The organism is Pseudomonas sp. (genome assembly GCF_049653025.1).
Lineage (GTDB): Bacteria > Pseudomonadota > Gammaproteobacteria > Pseudomonadales > Pseudomonadaceae > Aquipseudomonas.
This window is the reverse complement of record NZ_JBASFM010000013.1, coordinates 121,217-138,270: the sequence shown is the minus strand read 5'-3', so window position 1 is coordinate 138,270 and position 17,054 is coordinate 121,217. Positions and strand designations below refer to the sequence as shown.

At 63.8% G+C, this 17,054-nt stretch carries 15 protein-coding genes; 6 read left to right on the top strand and 9 right to left on the bottom strand.

Translation table 11 applies throughout. The features are described 5' to 3' along the window. The first annotated feature begins 75 nt into the window (after positions 1–75). On the top strand, positions 76–627 hold the full coding sequence (locus tag WBK23_RS10715) for a tetratricopeptide repeat protein (RefSeq protein ID WP_424483948.1): 552 nt from the start codon (positions 76–78) through the stop codon (positions 625–627). 162 nt (positions 628–789) lie between these two features. On the opposite strand, the gene WBK23_RS10710 is transcribed toward WBK23_RS10715, so the two are convergent. Next, complete coding sequence (locus WBK23_RS10710; RefSeq protein ID WP_090239972.1) at positions 790–1,113, bottom strand: DUF1820 family protein; 324 nt, start codon at positions 1,111–1,113, stop codon at positions 790–792. Between the two features lie 136 nt (positions 1,114–1,249). On the opposite strand from WBK23_RS10710, the gene miaB reads away from it, so the two are divergent. The 5 genes from miaB to lnt all read left to right on the top strand — a co-directional run bounded on the left by miaB (position 1,250) and on the right by lnt (position 6,825). Then, positions 1,250–2,593, top strand: coding sequence for a tRNA (N6-isopentenyl adenosine(37)-C2)-methylthiotransferase MiaB (miaB, locus tag WBK23_RS10705; RefSeq protein ID WP_424483947.1), 1,344 nt, complete (start codon positions 1,250–1,252; stop codon positions 2,591–2,593). A gap of 132 nt (positions 2,594–2,725) precedes the next feature. Beyond that, positions 2,726–3,730 carry a PhoH family protein gene (locus tag WBK23_RS10700; protein WP_424483946.1) on the top strand — a complete coding sequence of 335 codons (1,005 nt, stop codon included), beginning with the start codon at positions 2,726–2,728 and terminating at the stop codon, positions 3,728–3,730. Next, a complete protein-coding gene (gene ybeY, locus WBK23_RS10695; RefSeq protein ID WP_424483945.1) occupies positions 3,723–4,181 on the top strand; it encodes an rRNA maturation RNase YbeY in 459 nt (152 codons plus the stop codon). The genes WBK23_RS10700 and ybeY overlap by 8 nt, the downstream gene beginning before the upstream one ends. Positions 4,182–4,360: 179 nt before the next feature. Then, a complete protein-coding gene (locus WBK23_RS10690; protein ID WP_424483944.1) occupies positions 4,361–5,200 on the top strand; it encodes an HlyC/CorC family transporter in 840 nt (279 codons plus the stop codon). 104 nt (positions 5,201–5,304) lie between these two features. Next, complete coding sequence (lnt, locus tag WBK23_RS10685) at positions 5,305–6,825, top strand: apolipoprotein N-acyltransferase (protein ID WP_424483943.1); 1,521 nt, start codon at positions 5,305–5,307, stop codon at positions 6,823–6,825. On the opposite strand, the gene WBK23_RS10680 is transcribed toward lnt, so the two are convergent. The 8 genes from WBK23_RS10680 to WBK23_RS10645 form a co-directional block, all read right to left on the bottom strand. Continuing rightward, positions 6,822–7,742, bottom strand: coding sequence for a biotin-dependent carboxyltransferase family protein (locus tag WBK23_RS10680; protein WP_424483942.1), 921 nt, complete (start codon positions 7,740–7,742; stop codon positions 6,822–6,824). The two genes, lnt and WBK23_RS10680, sit on opposite strands and share 4 nt — an antisense overlap. Beyond that, positions 7,739–8,416: a 5-oxoprolinase subunit PxpB gene (pxpB, locus tag WBK23_RS10675; protein ID WP_424483941.1), complete on the bottom strand. Its 678-nt coding sequence runs from the start codon at positions 8,414–8,416 to the stop codon at positions 7,739–7,741. Before pxpB ends, WBK23_RS10680 begins: the two co-directional genes overlap by 4 nt. After that, positions 8,413–9,156, bottom strand: a complete 744-nt coding sequence (locus WBK23_RS10670) for a 5-oxoprolinase subunit PxpA (RefSeq protein ID WP_424483940.1) — start codon at positions 9,154–9,156, stop codon at positions 8,413–8,415. The genes pxpB and WBK23_RS10670 overlap by 4 nt, the downstream gene beginning before the upstream one ends. Before the next feature lie 78 nt (positions 9,157–9,234). Then, the gene (locus WBK23_RS10665) at positions 9,235–9,852 is read right to left on the bottom strand and encodes a tetratricopeptide repeat protein (RefSeq protein WP_424483939.1); all 618 of its coding nucleotides are present in this window, start codon (positions 9,850–9,852) and stop codon (positions 9,235–9,237) included. An 86-nt stretch (positions 9,853–9,938) separates the two neighbouring features. Next, complete coding sequence (locus WBK23_RS10660; RefSeq protein WP_424484028.1) at positions 9,939–12,461, bottom strand: PepSY domain-containing protein; 2,523 nt, start codon at positions 12,459–12,461, stop codon at positions 9,939–9,941. Positions 12,462–12,639: 178 nt separating this feature from the next. Then, complete coding sequence (locus WBK23_RS10655) at positions 12,640–13,749, bottom strand: alpha-hydroxy acid oxidase (protein ID WP_424483938.1); 1,110 nt, start codon at positions 13,747–13,749, stop codon at positions 12,640–12,642. Continuing rightward, entirely contained in the window at positions 13,749–14,423 is a 675-nt protein-coding gene (locus tag WBK23_RS10650; protein WP_424483937.1) for a Fe2+-dependent dioxygenase, read from the bottom strand. The genes WBK23_RS10655 and WBK23_RS10650 overlap by 1 nt, the downstream gene beginning before the upstream one ends. A 76-nt stretch (positions 14,424–14,499) precedes the next feature. Continuing rightward, positions 14,500–16,806 carry a catecholate siderophore receptor Fiu gene (locus WBK23_RS10645; protein WP_424483936.1) on the bottom strand — a complete coding sequence of 769 codons (2,307 nt, stop codon included), beginning with the start codon at positions 16,804–16,806 and terminating at the stop codon, positions 14,500–14,502. Between the last annotated feature and the right edge of the window lie 248 nt (positions 16,807–17,054).

Sequence of the window (17,054 nt, the reverse complement as noted above, 5' to 3'; positions counted from 1 at the left end):
TCATAATGTGACGGCCGCCGCGTTCCGCCGGCCAGGCACACCGCCTGCTTTGCATCCCGAGGTACACGGATTTTCATGAAACGCACCGGCCGCACCCTGTCCCTGGGCTGCCTGTTGCTCCTGCTGCCACTGCTCGCTTCGGCGGGCGGCAACTCCTTGCTGATCCCCGCGCCCGGCAGTTGCTCGCTGAATACCACCCCCGAAGAACTGCCTGCCGCACTCAATGCCTGCCAACAAGCAGCGCAAGGCGGCGACCTGCAGGCCGAATTCGAGCTGGGCGAGTTCTACTACGACGGCAAACGCATCGAACGTGACCTCAGCCAGGCGCTGAAATGGTTCGAGCAGGCCTCGCTGCAAGGCCATGCGCAATCGCAGTACCGCCTGGGCATGATGTTCTTTCGCGGCGAAGGCGTGCCGGCGAACGCTGTGCAGGCCTATATTGTGCTGAAGATGGCCGCGGTAAACGGCTCGGACGAGGCCATGGACAGCGCCGACCTGATCGCCGCGCAAATGCCCCGTGATGAACTGGAGATCGCCAGCCAGGTGCTCGGGCAGATCTTCCGCAACTACCTGCTGGAACTGCAGAACGCCGACAGCCTCACCTCGCCGTTCGCGCCACTGCCCTGATTCAACCCATCTAACACGCGTAGACGCTGCTTAATATCTCGCGAGCTAGAGCACTGCAAGGCAAAAACAGGCGAGGAAGCGGAGTGTACTTTTGTACATGAGCATTCCGAGCCTGTTTTTAACGCAGCAGGGCCGACGCGCAGCAGATCGTATGCCGACTGCTTACTTATCAGGCATCGGCATGGGAAACGGCATCACATTGCCGCCACCCTTGGCTTCGCTGATCTTCGGCGTACCCAGGCGCTCGACTTCATCGATACGCACGATCGCGTTCATCGGGATAAAGCTGCGCACTACGCCGTCGAACTGCGCCTTGAGTTTCTCTTCGCTGGGGTCGACGACCACCTGGGTGCGCTCGCCGAAGACGAACTCCTCCACCTCCAGGAAGCCCCACAGATCGCTTTGAAAGATCTGCTTGGCGTACATCTCGTACACCTGACCCTGGTTGAGGAAAATCACCTTGTAGATAGGCTCGCGCTTGCTCATGGCTATGCAGTTCGCATCGTGGGGTTAATTGGAAGGGCGCGGATCATAGCATAGCCGCCTGGCCGCCAAGGCTAGGAAGCCTGAGTCATGCCACCTATAATGCGCGGTTCTTCGAGCCAGCCTTTTTTGAGCACGCATGACCAAAAAGCTTTATATCGAAACCCACGGTTGCCAGATGAACGAGTACGACAGCTCGCGCATGGTCGACCTGCTGGGCGAACATCAAGCCCTGGAAGTCACCGAGCGAGCGGACGATGCCGACATCATCCTGCTCAACACCTGCTCGATCCGCGAACGCGCCCAGGACAAGGTGTTCTCGCAACTTGGCCGCTGGCGTGAGCTGAAGCTGGCCAACCCGGACCTGGTGATTGGCGTCGGCGGCTGCGTCGCCAGCCAGGAAGGTGCCGCCATCCGCGACCGCGCGCCCTATGTCGACGTGGTGTTCGGCCCGCAGACCCTGCACCGCCTGCCGGAAATGATCGACGCCGCGCGCACCACCAAGATCGCCCAGGTGGACATCAGCTTCCCCGAGATCGAGAAATTCGACCACCTGCCCGAACCGCGCGTCGATGGCCCCAGCGCCTACATCTCGGTGATGGAAGGCTGCAGCAAGTACTGCACCTTCTGCGTAGTGCCCTACACCCGTGGCGAAGAAGTCAGCCGACCCATGGCCGACGTGCTCAGTGAAATCATTCACCTGGCCGAACACGGCGTGCGCGAAGTCACCCTGCTCGGGCAGAACGTCAACGGCTACCGCGGTGCAACCGGCGACGGCCAACTCGCCGATTTCGCCGAACTGCTGTATGCGGTGGCCGCCATCGACGGCATCGACCGCATCCGTTACTACACCAGCCACCCGCTGGAGTTCTCCGACGCGCTGATCCAGGCCCACGCCGACATCCCCGAACTGGTGAAGTACCTGCACCTGCCGGTGCAATCGGGCTCCGACCGCATTCTCGCGGCGATGAAACGCGGCCACACCGCTCTGGAATACAAGTCACGCATTCGCAAGCTGCGCGCGGCGGTGCCGGACATCCTGATCAGCTCGGACTTTATCATCGGCTTCCCCGGCGAAACCGAGAAGGACTTCGAGCAGACCATGAAGCTGGTGCAGGACGTCGACTTCGACTTCTGTTTCTCTTTCGTCTACAGCGCGCGCCCCGGCACCCCGGCGGCCGACCTGGTCGACGACACCCCGGCCGAGTTGAAAAAGCAGCGCCTGGCGATTCTGCAGCAGCATGTCACCCAGCGCGGCGCGGAAAACAGCCGCCGCATGGTCGGCACGGTGCAGCGCATTCTGGTCAGCGATTACTCGAAGAAGGATCCCGGCATGCTCCAGGGCCGTACCGAGAGCAACCGGGTGGTCAACTTCCGCTCAGATAACCCGCGCTTGATTGGCCAGTTCGTCGATGTGCATATCGACCAGGCCATGCCCAACTCGCTGCGTGGCAGTCTGTTGAGCGAAACCGTCTCCCACTAAAGCCGTCTGCCGGGCTTGGCCGCCAAAGGCGGCACGCTCGACAGGCACCTAGCAGCCCGAGCTTTCCCCTCGCGGCCGCTAGCGCTATTCTTCGTTCCACTACCCCAGCCGACTGGCGGCCATCACACGACCTTGAACGCATCCATAGAACCGCTGCGCTTTATCCTGGAACCCTTTGAGGCTCGCCGCTTCGCTAATCTGTGCGGCCAATTCGATGAGCACCTGCGTCTGGTCGAAGCGCGCTTGGGTATCGAAATCCGCAACCGCGGCAACCAGTTCGAACTGGTTGGCACCGCTGGCCAGACCAACGCCGCCGAGCAGTTGCTGCGCCACCTCTACCGTGAAACGCAAAACACCGAGCTCTCGCCCGATCTGGTTCACCTGTTTCTGCAGGAGTCCGGGATCGAGGAAATGAGCAATCCGACCGTCGAAGCCAGTGTCGCCCTGCGCACCCGCAAGGGCATGATTCGCCCACGCGGGGCCAACCAGCAGCGCTACGTCAAAGCCATCCTCGACCACGACATCAACTTCGGCATCGGCCCGGCCGGTACCGGCAAGACCTACCTGGCAGTGGCCTGCGCCGTGGATGCCCTGGAGCGCGAACAGATCCGCCGCATCCTGCTGGTGCGCCCGGCGGTCGAAGCCGGCGAGAAGCTTGGCTTCCTCCCCGGCGACCTGTCACAGAAGATCGACCCCTACCTGCGCCCGCTCTACGACGCGCTGTACGAGATGCTCGGCGTCGAGCAGGTGGCCAAGCTGATCGAGAAACAGGTGATCGAGGTCGCACCGCTGGCCTATATGCGCGGGCGCACCCTTAGCAATAGCTTCATCATTCTCGACGAAAGTCAGAACACCACCCTCGAGCAGATGAAGATGTTCCTCACCCGTATCGGCTTCGGTTCTACCGCAGTGATCACCGGCGACATCACCCAGGTCGACCTGCCGCGCGGCACCAAGAGCGGCCTGACCCACGTGATCGACGTGCTGCGTGACGTGCCCGGCATCAGCTTTACCCACTTCAAGCCCAAGGACGTGGTGCGCCACCCGCTGGTGCAGCGCATCGTCGAAGCCTACGAGCGCTACGACAACCGCATGCACGGCAAACTGGATGACGAGCAGGACGACCGCAATGCTTGAGCTTGATCTGCAAGTCGCCAGTGAAGGCGCAGGCCTACCCACTGAGGTGCAGCTGCGCGCCTGGTGCGAAATTGCCCTGCGCCAGCGCACGGCCGACTCCGAGCTGACCATTCGCCTGGTCGATGAAGCCGAAGGCCGCGAGCTCAACCACACCTGGCGGCACAAGGACTACGCCACCAACGTGCTGTCCTTCCCCGCCGATGTGCCGGACGAACTGCTGGATATTCCCCTGCTCGGCGACCTGGTGATCTGCGTGCCAGTGGTCGAGCGCGAAGCGGCCGAACAAGCGAAAGCCCTTGAGGCGCATTGGGCGCACCTGGTGATCCACGGCTGCCTGCACCTGCTCGGCTACGACCACATCGAGGATGAGGAAGCCGAGGAGATGGAAGCGCTGGAACGAGAATTGCTGGCTGAACTGGGTCACCCCGACCCGTACGCCGACCACGAATAAGAGGGCACTTACAAACTACTGCGCTCGACCATGCCGCGTTGCACTCAGTCTCAAATGCTCATGTACAACTCGTACACTGCGCTTTTCGACTGAGTGCGCCTTGCCTGGCCATCGCTCGCTACGTTTGTAAGCACCCTCTACACCCCACAGAACAGACAGAAGGTTCCCGAGTACCCACCATGAGCGAAGATCGATCGAGCAACGAGCAAAGGTCCTGGTTTAACAAGCTTACCCAGGCGTTTGCTCATGAGCCGAAAAACCGCAAGGAACTGCTGGAAGTGCTGCGCGAAGCGCATCAGAACAAGCTGCTCGACAGCGAAGCACTGGCCATTGTCGAAGGCGCGATTCAGGTCGCCGACCTGCAGGTACGCGACATTATGGTGCCGCGCTCGCAGATGATGAGCATCAAGGCCAACCAGACGCCTCGGGAGTTCCTGCCCTCGATCATCGAAGCCGCGCACTCGCGCTACCCGGTGGTGGGTGAAAGCCTCGACGACGTGGTCGGCATTCTGCTGGCCAAGGATCTGCTGCCGCTGATCCTCTCGGGCGAGCAGCCCAATTTCAATATCAAGGACCTGCTGCGCCCGGCCACCTTCGTGCCCGAGTCCAAGCGCCTTAACGTGCTGCTGCGCGAGTTTCGCGCCAACCACAACCACATGGCCGTGGTCATCGATGAATACGGCGGCGTCGCGGGCCTGGTGACCATTGAGGACGTGCTGGAGCAGATCGTCGGCGACATCGAGGACGAACACGACGTCGAGGAAGACAGCTACGTCAAACCGCTGCCCTCCGGCGACTTCCTGGTCAAGGCACTGACCCCGATCGACAGCTTCAACGAAGCCTTCGATACCGAATTCTCCGATGACGAATTCGACACCGTCGGCGGCCTGGTGATGAGCGCCTTCGGCCACCTGCCCAAGCGCAATGAAGTCACCCAGATCGGCGAATTCCGCTTCCGCGTGCTCAACGCCGACAGCCGGCGCATCCACCTGCTGCGCCTGACCCCGATCAACAACTGATCGCGCCGCACCCGGCCGCCAGCCAGGCGGCCGGCCTGCAACACTTCCCCCGCCCGCTCCCACGCTCTACCCTTGCGCCACCTCAATCCAAGGACCTGCATACAATGCACTGGATAACCCGACCGGGCTGGCCCGGCAACCTGATCGCCCTGCTCGCGGGGGCCATTACCCCATTGGCGCTGGCCCCGTACGATCTGTGGCCGCTGGCGCTGCTGTCGATTGCGCTGTTCTACCTCGGCCTGCGTGACCTCACGCCGCGCCAGGCGGCGCTGCGCGGCTGGGTCTACGGTTTCGGCCTGTTCGCTGCCGGCACCAGCTGGGTGTATGTCAGCATCCACGATTACGGCGCGGCCTCGCCGCCCTTGGCAGTGTTCCTCACCCTGCTGTTTGTCGGCGGCCTCGGCCTGCTGTTCGCGCTCAGCGCCTGGGTCTGGACGCGCTGGTTGCGCCGGGTCGAAGCGCCGCTGGCCGACGCCCTGGCCTTCGCGGCCCTGTGGCTGGCGCAGGAAGCCTTCCGCAGCTGGTTCCTCACCGGTTTCCCCTGGCTGTACGCCGGTTACAGCCAGCTCGACGGCCCGCTAGCCGGCCTGGCCCCGGTCGGCGGCATGTGGCTGATCTCCTTCGTCCTGGCACTCAGCGCCGCGCTGCTGGTGAACATGCTGCAACTGCGCGCGCGCAAGGCCTTTCTCGCCATCGGCATCGCCCTGCTGATCGCCCCCTGGATCGCCGGCCTGGCCCTCAAGGACCACGCCTGGACCCAGCCGGTGGGAGCGCCGCTGACGGTCGCCGCCATGCAGGGCAATATCGAGCAGAACCTGAAGTGGGACCCCGAGCAGCTCAATGCGCAGCTCGCGCTGTACCGCGACATGACCTTCAGCGCCAAGCCGACCGACCTGATCATCTGGCCGGAAACCGCCATTCCGGTGCTCAAGGACCGTGCCCAGGGCTATCTGGGCGTGATCAATCGCTTCGCCAGCGAGCGCAACGCCGCGCTGATTACTGGCGTGCCGATTCGCCAGAGCAACGAGCGTGGCGAGGCGCGTTACTACAACGGCATCAGCGTGGTCGGTGATGGCAGCGGCGATTACCTCAAGCAGAAGCTGGTGCCTTTCGGCGAGTACGTGCCCTTGCAGGAAGTGCTGCGTGGACTGATCGCCTTCTTCGACCTGCCTATGTCGGACTTCGCTCGCGGCTCATCTGAACAAAGCCTGCTGCAAGCCAAGGGCCATGCGATTGCCGCGTTTATCTGCTACGAAGTGGTCTACCCAGAATTCGCCGCCGGCCTGTCCGCGCAAAGCGCGCTGCTGCTGACCATCAGCAACGACACCTGGTTCGGCCGTTCGATCGGCCCGCTGCAACACCTGCAGATGGCGCAGATGCGCGCGCTGGAGGCCGGCCGCTGGATGATCCGCGCCACCAACAACGGCGTCACCGCGCTGATCGACCCGCAAGGGCGGATCACCACACAACTGCCGCAGTTCGAACAGGGCGTGCTCTACGGCCAGGTACAACCCATGCAGGCGCTGACACCCTACCTGTACTGGCGCGGTTGGCCGATGCTGATGATCTGTCTGTTGCTGTTTGCCTGGGCGCTGCTGGCCAGCCGCATGGCCAAGACGCTCTAACGGCCGAAAAATCGATAGAACTCGCGCATCTCGGCCTGAGCATCACCGATGCTCACCGGGGTGAAGCGCAGCGGATGGTGCGCCGGGCATTGCGCCAAGCGGCTCTGGTCCAGCGGGTGCAGCCAGCCGAGCAGCGGATAGCCGCCCATGGTCTGGTGATCGGCCTGCAAGATGATCGGCTGGCCATCCGGCGGCACCTGGATGGCCCCCCGACTGACGCCAAGCGACCATTCCCGCACAGGCGGTTGCAAGGCCTCGCCGAGCAGGCGTGCGCCCATGCGATCCGAGTGCGGGCTGAGCTGCCAGGTCTGGGCGAAGAAGCCCTGCACCTGGTCTTCCTCGAAGCTCGCCGCATCACCACCGGTAATTACCCGCAGCAAGGGCTTGCAGCTGTAATCCGGCTGATAGGGCCAGGGCACGCTGGCCGGATGGCTGAACGCCGCCGCCCGGCACGCCAACAGGTCACCCGCCTGCAACGCCGCGCCCTGCCCATCCAGCCCGCCAAACCGTTCGCGGGTGTGAGCACTGACGCTGCCCAACACCGGTTTACCGAGAAAACCACCGGCCACCGCCAGATAGGCGCGCTGGCCGCTGCGGGCGAAGCCCAGCTTGAGGCGCTGCCCGGCGCGCACCGGGAAACGCGTCCATAGCGGCACGGGCTGCTCATCCAGGGTCAACACCAATGACGCGCCGCAGAGTGCCAGCCAAGTGTCCTGCTCGACCAGCAACTCGACATCACCCAGGGCGATTTCCAGCAACGACGTGCCCCAGGGGTTGGCCAGCAGCCGGTTGGCCCAGGCCGCTGCATGCAAATCCAACGGCCCGCCGGGCGATACGCCGAGGTGCTGCCAACCGTGGCGGCCGGCATCCTGCAGCAGGCTCAGAGGGCCAGGCTTGAGCACCCGCAGGCCTTTCACGGGCGGCCACCTTCGGCGATAAAGCTGCGTTCATCGATGGCCCGAAACCGCACCCGATCACCCAGCGCCAGCGGGCATGGCGGCTCGCGCGCGGCATCGAACAGCGGCCACGGGCAACAGCCGAGCAGGTGCCAGCCGCCGGGCGAGCTGTGTGGATAGATCGCCGTCTGCCGCTCGGCAATCGCCAGGCTGCCGGCTGGCACGGCGATGCGTGGGGTGGCGCGACGCGACAAGGCCAGGCGCGGGTGCAATTCACCCAGGTAAGCAAAGCCCGGGGCAAAACCAATCGCGCCAACGCGGTACTCCGTCGCCGCATGCAGCTCGATCACCTGGGCGGCACTGAGCTGACACAGACGCGCGACCTCGGCCAGGTCTTCGCCGATATAGCAGACAGGGATTTCATGCAGCCGCCCGGCTTGCGCCACAAACGGCTCGGCCAACCAGACTTCCAGCAACGGCTTGAGGCGCTCGGCCAGCTGCAGGTGATCGGTACGGCTCAGGTCGTAGTGCAGCAGCAGGCTGGTCCAGCCCGGCACCAGGTCGGTCAGCACGTCACTCATTTCGGCGCGAATGCGCGCGGTCAGTAAGGCGATACGTTGCGGCAGCTGCGCATCCGGCTGCTCGGCCAGCACCAGTAGCAGGGCCTCGGCACCGGCCGGTTCGAGGCGGATCACGAGGCGTCCAGCAGCGCTCGTAAACGCCGCAGTACGGCCAGCGAATCGGCGTTGTCGCCATGCACACACAGACTGTCGGCGCGCAGCTGCAACGGCTTGCCATCGATATCGGCAAACGCCTCGCCGTGGGCAATCGCCAGCGCCTGATTAAGGATGAGTTCCGGCTTATGGTGCACCGCACCACTCAAGCGGCGTGGTGCCAGCTGTCCATCAGCCAGATAGGCGCGGTCGGCAAAGGCCTCGAAGATCAACGGCACATCGGCCGCATCGGCCAGCCGCAGCTCGCGCTGATTATCGGCCAGCGCCAGCACCATCAACGGCAAACCCTGGCGGTAACTGCCGCAGGCCTCAAGCACCGCGTTGAACAGCGCATCGTCACGCACCAGGTCGTTGTACAGCGCGCCATGCGGTTTGACGTAAGCCAACTGGGTGCCGGCCGCGCGGCAGAAGGCATCCAGCGCACCGAGCTGATACAGCACCAGCGCGGTGACCTCCTCCGGCGAGCAGGCCAGATGACGACGACCGAAGCCTTGCAGATCGGGATAGGCCGGGTGCGCACCGATGCTCACCCCATGCTGCACAGCCAGGGCGACGGTGCGTTGCATGGTCAAGGGGTCGGCGGCGTGAAAGCCACAGGCCAGGTTGGCTTGATCGATCAGCGGCATGGCATGCACGTCATCGCCCACGCTCCACACGCCGAAGCTTTCACCCATATCGCAATTAAGGGAAATTCTGTTCATCTGCGAAGCTTAGAGCCACTTGCTGATGGCGCAAAGCGGCAATGCGCCCGCGGGCAACACCCGACAGCAGCAGCGCCCTTACTGCAGTGCTGGAACCACATACTCGCGACCAGCCCCCGGCAGCCTGGACACCGCCAACTGCCGATCATCCAGACCACCGCTGTCGCCCAAGCGCTGGCGAGCCACGCCACGCCCATACAACGCCCGCACGTTCGCCGGACTCGCCGTCAATGCGGCCTCGAAGTCCGTTAAGGCATCCTGATTACGCTGCAGCGCCAGGTACGCCTGCCCCCGCGCGACCAACGCATGCCCCGGCGGCCCGGGCTGCGCCAGTGCCTTGCTGCAATCGGCCAACTCCGCACTGGCGGGTGCGGCCACCACCCGAGCCACACAGCGCGCACCGAGAAAGCGCGGGCTATTCGGCTGCTGTGCGACGGCGCGATCAAAATCGGTCATGGCCTCCTGCAACTGGCCCTGGCTCAGCAAGAGCTGGCCCCGGTCGAAGCTGGCCCAGGCGTGCTGCGGATCAAGCGCCAAGGCCTGCTCGAGCACCTTGCGCGCGGCCTGGGTACGCCCCTGTTCGGCCAATACGTGGCCTTGCCGAGCCAGCCTGTCGACAGCGCTCGGCTTCGGCGAATGACTGGCACAGCCAGCAAGAAGAACGGTGCTCAGGGCCAAAGTGACGGGTACTTTCATGTGAAGCTCCTTATTAACTGCCTTAAAACATCCTGTTATTGCAGGCGTCGATCTACGCCTGCACGCCATGAAATACCTATCCCAACTCAGTAAACGTCGCGACGATAACGTCCCTCTTCGCGCAACGTGCTGACAGCAGCCTCGCCCAGCAATTCGTGCAGCACGGCGTCAACGCCGGCAGCCATGCCCTCGAGGCTGCCGCAGACATAGATCGCCGCGCCTTCGGCCAGCCACTCACGCAGCTGCTCGGCGGATTCACGCAAGCGGTCCTGCACATAGACCTTGGCGGCCTGGTCGCGGGAGAACGCCAGGTCCAGGCGCGCCAAGTCGTCGCTGGCCAGCCAGCCTTGCAGTTCGGCCTGGCAATAGAAGTCATGCGCGGCATTGCGCTCGCCGAACAGCAGCCAGTTATTCGTGTGCCCCGCAACAATCCGCGCCTTGAGCAGGCTGCGCAGCCCGGCCAGGCCGGTGCCATTGCCAATCAGGATCACCGGCCGCGCATCGTCCGGCGCATGGAAGCCGCTGTTACGGCGCACCCGCGCCAGCAGCTGGCCGTGCAGCGCCGCGCCCTCGGTCAGCCAGCCGGAGCCGAGCCCCAGCGAGCCGTCGGCATGCCGCTCCTGACGCACGATCAGTTCCAGCTCGCCGTCGCTGGGCAAGGAGGCGATGGAGTATTCGCGCGCGGCCAACGGCACCAGCGCGTCCAGCACAGCCTGGGCATGCAAGCCGACCAGATGAGTGAACTGCTCGGGCAACTGCTTGCCACGCAACGCCTGGTGCAGCGACTGGGTCAGGCCATCGAGGCAGACCATCTGGCTGCCATCCAGCGCATGCACCTGCAACCAGGCCTGTACCGTGACCTCGGCGTGACGCGGTGGCACTTCAAGAATATCGCCAGCCGCCCATGCGCAGGCTCGCTCGGCGCGCAGCCCCAGCAGGTAGGTCGACGCGCCCTGGCTGCCCGGGTTGAGCAGCTCGCGGCGCGTCAGCGCCCACAGGCCGTGCGGTGTTTCGCCCTGCTGCAACGGCTGGGCCCCGGTCAGCTCGCCGAGCTGACGCTGCCAGCTGGCCAGCGCGGTCGCATCGGCGGCGTCCACCTGCACCGGCTCGAACAGGCTGCGCGCGCCCTGCTGAGCCAACCAGCCTTGCACCCGCTGGGCAAAGCCGCAGAAGTGCTGATACTGGCGGTCGCCCAGAGCGAGCATGGCGTAGCGCAAATGCCCGAGGCCCAGCGCCTGGCCGAGCAACTTGCGCTCAAAGCCGCGTGCACTGTCCGGGGCCTCGCCATCGCCAAAAGTGCTGAGCACGAACAGCGCGTTGTGCGCCTGGCGCAGCATCTGTTCATTGAGCTTGGCCAAGGGCTGTACGTTGACGGCCAGGCCGGCGGCCTGTAATTGCCCGGCGGTTTGCCAGGCCAATTGCTCGGCGAAACCGCTCTGGCTGGCAAAGCCGATCAACCAGCCATCGCCCCCTGCCGCACTCGGCTGCAATGCGCCACGCGCCTTGAGCATCGCGCGCTTCTTGCGCCGGCGGTCGAGGTACAACAGCCAGCCGGTGATGGCGAACAGCGGCATTGCCAAGCTGGCGAGCATCATCAGGATGCGCCCGGTCAGGCCGAAGTAGCTGCCCACATGCAGGGCATACACGCTGGTCAGCAACTGGTCGCCAAACGCCTGTTGCTCATAGCGTTTGTGCTTACCTGGCTCGCCGCTCAACGGATCGAGTGCCAGTTGATTGAACGCACGCTCGTGCGCGGCATCATCACGCAGGTAGAACACCGTCGCCGGTTGCCCGGCCACCGGCGGCAAGCGCAGGTTGTAGCTGCGCAGCTGACTGCCGGCGGCGCGTTGCAGGCCATCCCACACGGCCTGGTAATTCACCGGCGGCAGCTCCCCGGCCGGTGGCGGGCCGCGTTTACCATCGCGCTTCTGGCCGCCCGGCTCAGAACTGAGCAACGCAGTGGCTCCTTCGCGGTACCAGTCATACGACCAATACAGCCCCGTCAGCGCGGCCAGCAGGTACAGCGCCAGGCACCAGGTGCCGGCCACCGCATGCAGGTCCCACTTGAAGCTGCGGCCCTTGCGCGCCCAATCCAGGGTCAGCCAGGCGCGCCAGCTGCTGGCTTGGCGCGGCCAGCGCAGGTACAGCCCCGACAGGCAGAAGAACACCAGGATCAGGGTGCTGGCCGCGGTGATTTGCTTGCCGTACTCGCCCATGGCGAGGAAGCGGTGCAGCTTCAGCATCAGGTCGAAGAACCCCTGTCCGCGCGGCTCGCCGAGCAGCTCGCCGCTGTAGGCATCGAAGTAGCGCGACGGCCCACGACGCTCACCCGGCGGCGGCGCGAAGAACACCCGCGCGGCACGCTCACCCTGCACATCCAGCCACAGGCCGACGACCCGCTGCTGGCTCGCGGCCTCTAGCTTGGGCACCAGCACGGCCGGCGACAGCACACCGCTGTCACGCACCTCGACCCGCAGCACATCGGGGTTGAGCGCACGCATCAACTCGTCCTGGAACGAATAGGCCGCCCCCGTCACCCCCATCAGGGCCAATACCAGGCCAGCAGTGATGCCGAAAAACCAGTGCAGCTGAAACAGCGTTTTCTTCAACACGATGCATCACTCTTACATTAAGGCCGGCGCACTGAGGCGGGGCGATGGTGTGGCGCGCGGATCGCGACCATCAAACGAGAAGCTATTTTATTTGATAACTATTAACGAAGGAGGCAGCGCAGCTGGGGTTTACACATCCTTTACCTAGGCCGGCGTGGCAGCCGCACTCCGCCAGTCAGGGCCAGTCGCTGCTGCGCCGCAGCGAGTCCACGGTTATGTCGTCCAGGGTGCGACAACCGCTCAATGCCATGGCCACTTCCAATTCCTCACGCAACAACCTGAGCAGATGGGCCACGCCCAGCGCACCAGCAGTTGCCAGGGCATGGATATAAGGCCGCCCGAGCAGCACCGCCGAAGCGCCCAAGGCCATGGCCTTGAACACATCAGTGCCACGGCGAATGCCGCCGTCCACCAGCACCGGCACGCCCGGTCCGACAGCGGCGCGGATGCCCGGCAAGGCTTTTACCGCCGGCCATTGCGAATCCAGTACGCGGCCGCCGTGATTCGACACGATGATGCCGGCGGCACCCGCCTGCATGGCCAGGCGCGCATCGTCCGCATGCAGGATGCCCTTGAGCAGCACCGGCAGCCGGGTCTGCTGGCACAACCACTGCACGTCGTCCCAGCGCGGGGCCACGGCCAGCAGGCCATCGAACACCGCGCTGGCACCAGGAGCCAGTTCGGGCAGCGCCGCTGGGCTGGCAATATTCACCGCCGCGATCCCCGCCGGCAGCTGAAAGCCGGCCCGCTGCTCACGGTTGCGCAGCCCGGACACCGGCGCATCCACAGTCAGCACCAGCGCCCGGTAACCGGCCTGCTCGGCGCGCCGAACCAGTTCCAGGGTGCGCTCGCCATTGCCCTGCCAGTACAGCTGGAACCACAACGGACCGGGCGCGGCCTCTGCCACCTGCTCCAGGCGGGTGGAGGCAAAACAGCTGAGCACCGCGCCGCCGCCCATGACCCCAGCCGCCAGCGCACTGGCCAATTCGCCCTCGGGGTGAAACAGCTGCTGGTAGGCCACGGGGGCGAGCAGCAGCGGATGCTGCAACTCATCGCCCAGCAGCTGACAGCGGGTATGGCCGCCGCGTAGGTCCCGCAGCATGCGCGGGACTATTGCCAGCTCTTGCCAGGCAGCCAGGTTGGCGGCGCAGGTCAGTTCGTCGCCGGCACCGCCCTGCAGGTAAGCCAGGGCATTGCTGTCCAAGCGCTCCAGGGCATAACGCTCATAGTCACGGGCGGATACCAGGTCGGCCGGAATAGCCGTAAGCGGCGGCAGGCTGGCCATCATTGCGCCCATTGCCGCAGCAGGTTGTGATAGGTGCTGGTCAGGCTTACCACTTCTTCGCTGTCGCCCAGTTGCTGGCGCAGCTTGAGGATGTTCATGTCCAGGTCGAAGAGCATCTTGCGCTGCCAGGCATCCCGCACCAGGCTCTCGCTCCAGAGGAAGGAGGCGATGCGCGAGCCCGCCGTCACCGGCTCGACCCGGTGCAGGCTGGTGGCCGGGTAGATAATGGCATCGCCCGCCTCCAGCTTGATTTCGTGCTCACCGTAGGTGTCCTCGACGATCAGCTCGCCGCCTTCGTACTCCTCCGGTTCGGACAGAAACAGCGTGGTCGACACATCGGTGCGCACCGGCTTGCCCTGGGCATCGCGCTGGATAGCACTGTCGACGTGATTGCCGTAGCGGCCCCCACCGGCGTAACAGTTGAACATCGGCGTCAGCATCTGTCGCGGTAATACCGCGGAGGCAAACAACGGGTGACGCGCCAGTGCATCCGCCACCTGCCGGGCCAAACCGGTATACACGGGCGAGTCCGCCGGCAACTGCAGATTGCGCTTGCGACTCGCCGCCTGGGCACCCGAACTGTGCGCACCGTCGACCCACGCATGGGCGGCCAGTTCGCCACGAATCTGGGCGACTTCCTGCTTGGTCAGAACCTGGGGGATATGCAGCAGCATCGGCACCCTCTCGATAAATTCAAAATGCAAGAAGCCCGCGCTTGCGCGCAGGCTTCGGGTACAGCAGGTGTTGCTATCAGAAACTCAGCTCGGTGGTGAACATCGCCGAGCGCGGCGCGCCGAGACGGGCACGAGCACCGCTGTTGTTCAGCGACTCGATGTACTCCTCGTCGGTCAGGTTATACAGGTTCACACGCAGGTTGAGGTTCTTGTTCACGCGGTAGGCAGCCATGGCGTCTGCCACCCAGTAGGATGGGATTTCCGGCATGTTCTGGGTGCCGGAATCAACCCCGGCCACAACGTAGCGGTCCTGATCGGAAACATAGCGTGCACCGCCGCCCAGGGTCACATCACCCAGGGTGTAGGACGTCCACAGGGTCGCGGTCAAGTCTGGCGACCAACGTACGCCGGAGGTCTGGCTGACGCCGCTGGTAGCGCTGAAGCTGGCCTGATCCATCTGCTTGGTCTCCATATGGGCGACGCCAGCGGAAACCTGCCAGAAGTTGGTGAGTTGCCCAACCAGCGCCAGCTCGACGCCATCAACACGGGTCTTGCCTTCCTGGAAGTAGACCTGGGCGATCGAGTCGTAGGAGACCTGGTTCTCGTTCTCGGTGCGGTAGGCTGCCAGCGTCACGTTCAGGCGCTCGTCCAGCAGGTCCCACTTGGTACCCAGCTCGACGTGCTTGGTTTCCTGCGGATCCAGGCCTGGGTTATCGGCCGAACTTTCACTGCTCGACAGCGAGAAGTTACCGCTACCTGGCGGGGTCTGCGAGTTGGCATACGCCAGGTAGATGCTGCCGTTTTCCAGCGGTTTGAACACCAGGCCAGCGTTCCAGCTGAGCAGGTTATCCGAAGCGTCAAGACTAGAAGGCGTCAACAGGTAGTCGTTGGTCGCAGGAGTGGCTGCAATGGCCACCAGCGAAGCACCATCGGTCTCGGTCTTGTAGTGCTCGTAACGCATGCCGGCGTTGACCGACCACTGCTCGTTCAGATGCAAGGTATCGAAGACATAGAGCGCGGCAGTCTCGGTCTTACCATCGACAAACGCACCGGTCTTGTAAGGCTTGCCCATCACGTCATGCACATTGGGGTCGTACAGATTGGCATTCGGTACCGCCACCGCGGCATAGGTCACGCCGTCGATAACCTGCAAGGCCGTGGCAGCGCTCTCGGTACGCTGCTTCTCGCTCATCAGCTCCATACCGGCGGACAGGTCGTTGCGCAGGCCGAAAGTGAAGAATTCGGTGGTCAGATTGGTCTGGTTGGCGAGGATCTCGTTCTGCTGGTCGAGCAGCTGACGCGTGCGGGCCACTGTCCAGCTGTCCGGATTGGCCGTGGGCGCGGCCATGGCGTTGATGCCGGTGAGGACGCGGTCGTTGTCACTCACACCCCAACGCGAGAGGTTACGGATGGTGGTCACGTCGTTAAGGTCGTGTTCGAACTTGATCGACAGCATGTCCGCATCGATGCGCTCGTAGTCGCCCTTAGAACCGTAGTAGTTGTCACTGTCGACCTTGCCACCGGAATTCAGGCGCGCGGCCTGGGTCGCATTGGCCAGGTTGCTCTTGAAGCCTTCCATATCGATGGTAGGAATACCGCCATCAGGGGTGTTGTCCTGATGCACGTGCTGGCTGTAGACGTACAGACGGCTTGCGGTATCCAGGCCGAAGGCAATCGATGGGGCCACACCATAGCTGCTGTTGTCGACGTAATCGCGGCCATCGACATCGCCATCGCGACGCATCAGATTCAGACGGAAGGCCGAGGTGTCGCCGAGCTGGCGATTGATGTCGGCAGTGAGGTTGCTCTTGTCGGCAGTGCCGTAGCCCAGAGTGCCGAAGGTTTCGTCGGTCAGGGTCGGCAGCTTGGAGATCAGATTGATATAGCCCGACGATGCACCACGACCGATGTCGGAGCCGGCGGCACCCTTAACCACTTCGACCTGTTCAAGGTTGAACACATCGCGGCTGACCGCGCCGAGGTCACGCACGCCGTCGACGAAGGTGGCGTTCTGGGTGGAGAAGCCGCGCATGGTGAAGGTATCGCCGGCGGAGGTGTTGCCGTTCTCGCCGAGCTGCATGGTGATGCCGGGGGTGTTGCGCAACGCCTCCATCAGGCTGTTGGCACCCTGCTCGCGCAGCACTTCCTTCTTGATCACCTGAATGGTCTTGGGGGTGTCCAACAGCGGCTGGGTCAGCTTGCTGTTGGCACTGCGGGTCGCCTTGTAAGGCACTTCGGCAGTGGAGGTCACATTGGTAGCCGGTAGGCTCAGCTCGTTTTGTGTGCTGCCATCCTGGGCGGCAAATGCCATTACGGGAACGGCGGCAGCGATTAGCGCGGCAAGGTGGCTGCTCTTGTGATGCTTGCGGCTACGGATGGACATGGACTCTCCCCTGATAAAAAGATGCCCCCGCTCTCTGTTTTTGACTGTTGGCGAGAGGGGGATGATCTAAAGCGGGCGAGATAGTAATTATTTACATTTGCAGTAGCAATACTTACAGAGAACTATTCTCATTATTTTTTGTCGCACCTCGACCAATGGCGCGAAACGCAGCAAAACCACGCCCTCGCGGCAAATCGCAGGCATAAAAAACCCCACCAATGGGTGGGGTTTTCAAGCTGACACGCTCT

Excerpts from the sequence above, each read along its gene's own strand:
- WBK23_RS10715 (WP_424483948.1), top strand. The coding sequence starts at position 76 with ATGAAACGCACCGGCCGCACCCTGTCCCTGGGCTGCCTGTTGCTCCTG.
- WBK23_RS10710 (WP_090239972.1), bottom strand. The coding sequence starts at position 1,113 with ATGAGCAAGCGCGAGCCTATCTACAAGGTGATTTTCCTCAACCAGGGT.
- miaB (WP_424483947.1), top strand. The coding sequence starts at position 1,250 with ATGACCAAAAAGCTTTATATCGAAACCCACGGTTGCCAGATGAACGAG.
- ybeY (WP_424483945.1), top strand. The coding sequence starts at position 3,723 with ATGCTTGAGCTTGATCTGCAAGTCGCCAGTGAAGGCGCAGGCCTACCC.
- WBK23_RS10690 (WP_424483944.1), top strand. The coding sequence starts at position 4,361 with ATGAGCGAAGATCGATCGAGCAACGAGCAAAGGTCCTGGTTTAACAAG.
- lnt (WP_424483943.1), top strand. The coding sequence starts at position 5,305 with ATGCACTGGATAACCCGACCGGGCTGGCCCGGCAACCTGATCGCCCTG.
- WBK23_RS10670 (WP_424483940.1), bottom strand. The coding sequence starts at position 9,156 with ATGAACAGAATTTCCCTTAATTGCGATATGGGTGAAAGCTTCGGCGTG.
- WBK23_RS10665 (WP_424483939.1), bottom strand. The coding sequence starts at position 9,852 with ATGAAAGTACCCGTCACTTTGGCCCTGAGCACCGTTCTTCTTGCTGGC.
- WBK23_RS10655 (WP_424483938.1), bottom strand. The coding sequence starts at position 13,749 with ATGGCCAGCCTGCCGCCGCTTACGGCTATTCCGGCCGACCTGGTATCC.
- WBK23_RS10650 (WP_424483937.1), bottom strand. The coding sequence starts at position 14,423 with ATGCTGCTGCATATCCCCCAGGTTCTGACCAAGCAGGAAGTCGCCCAG.
- WBK23_RS10645 (WP_424483936.1), bottom strand. The coding sequence starts at position 16,806 with ATGTCCATCCGTAGCCGCAAGCATCACAAGAGCAGCCACCTTGCCGCG.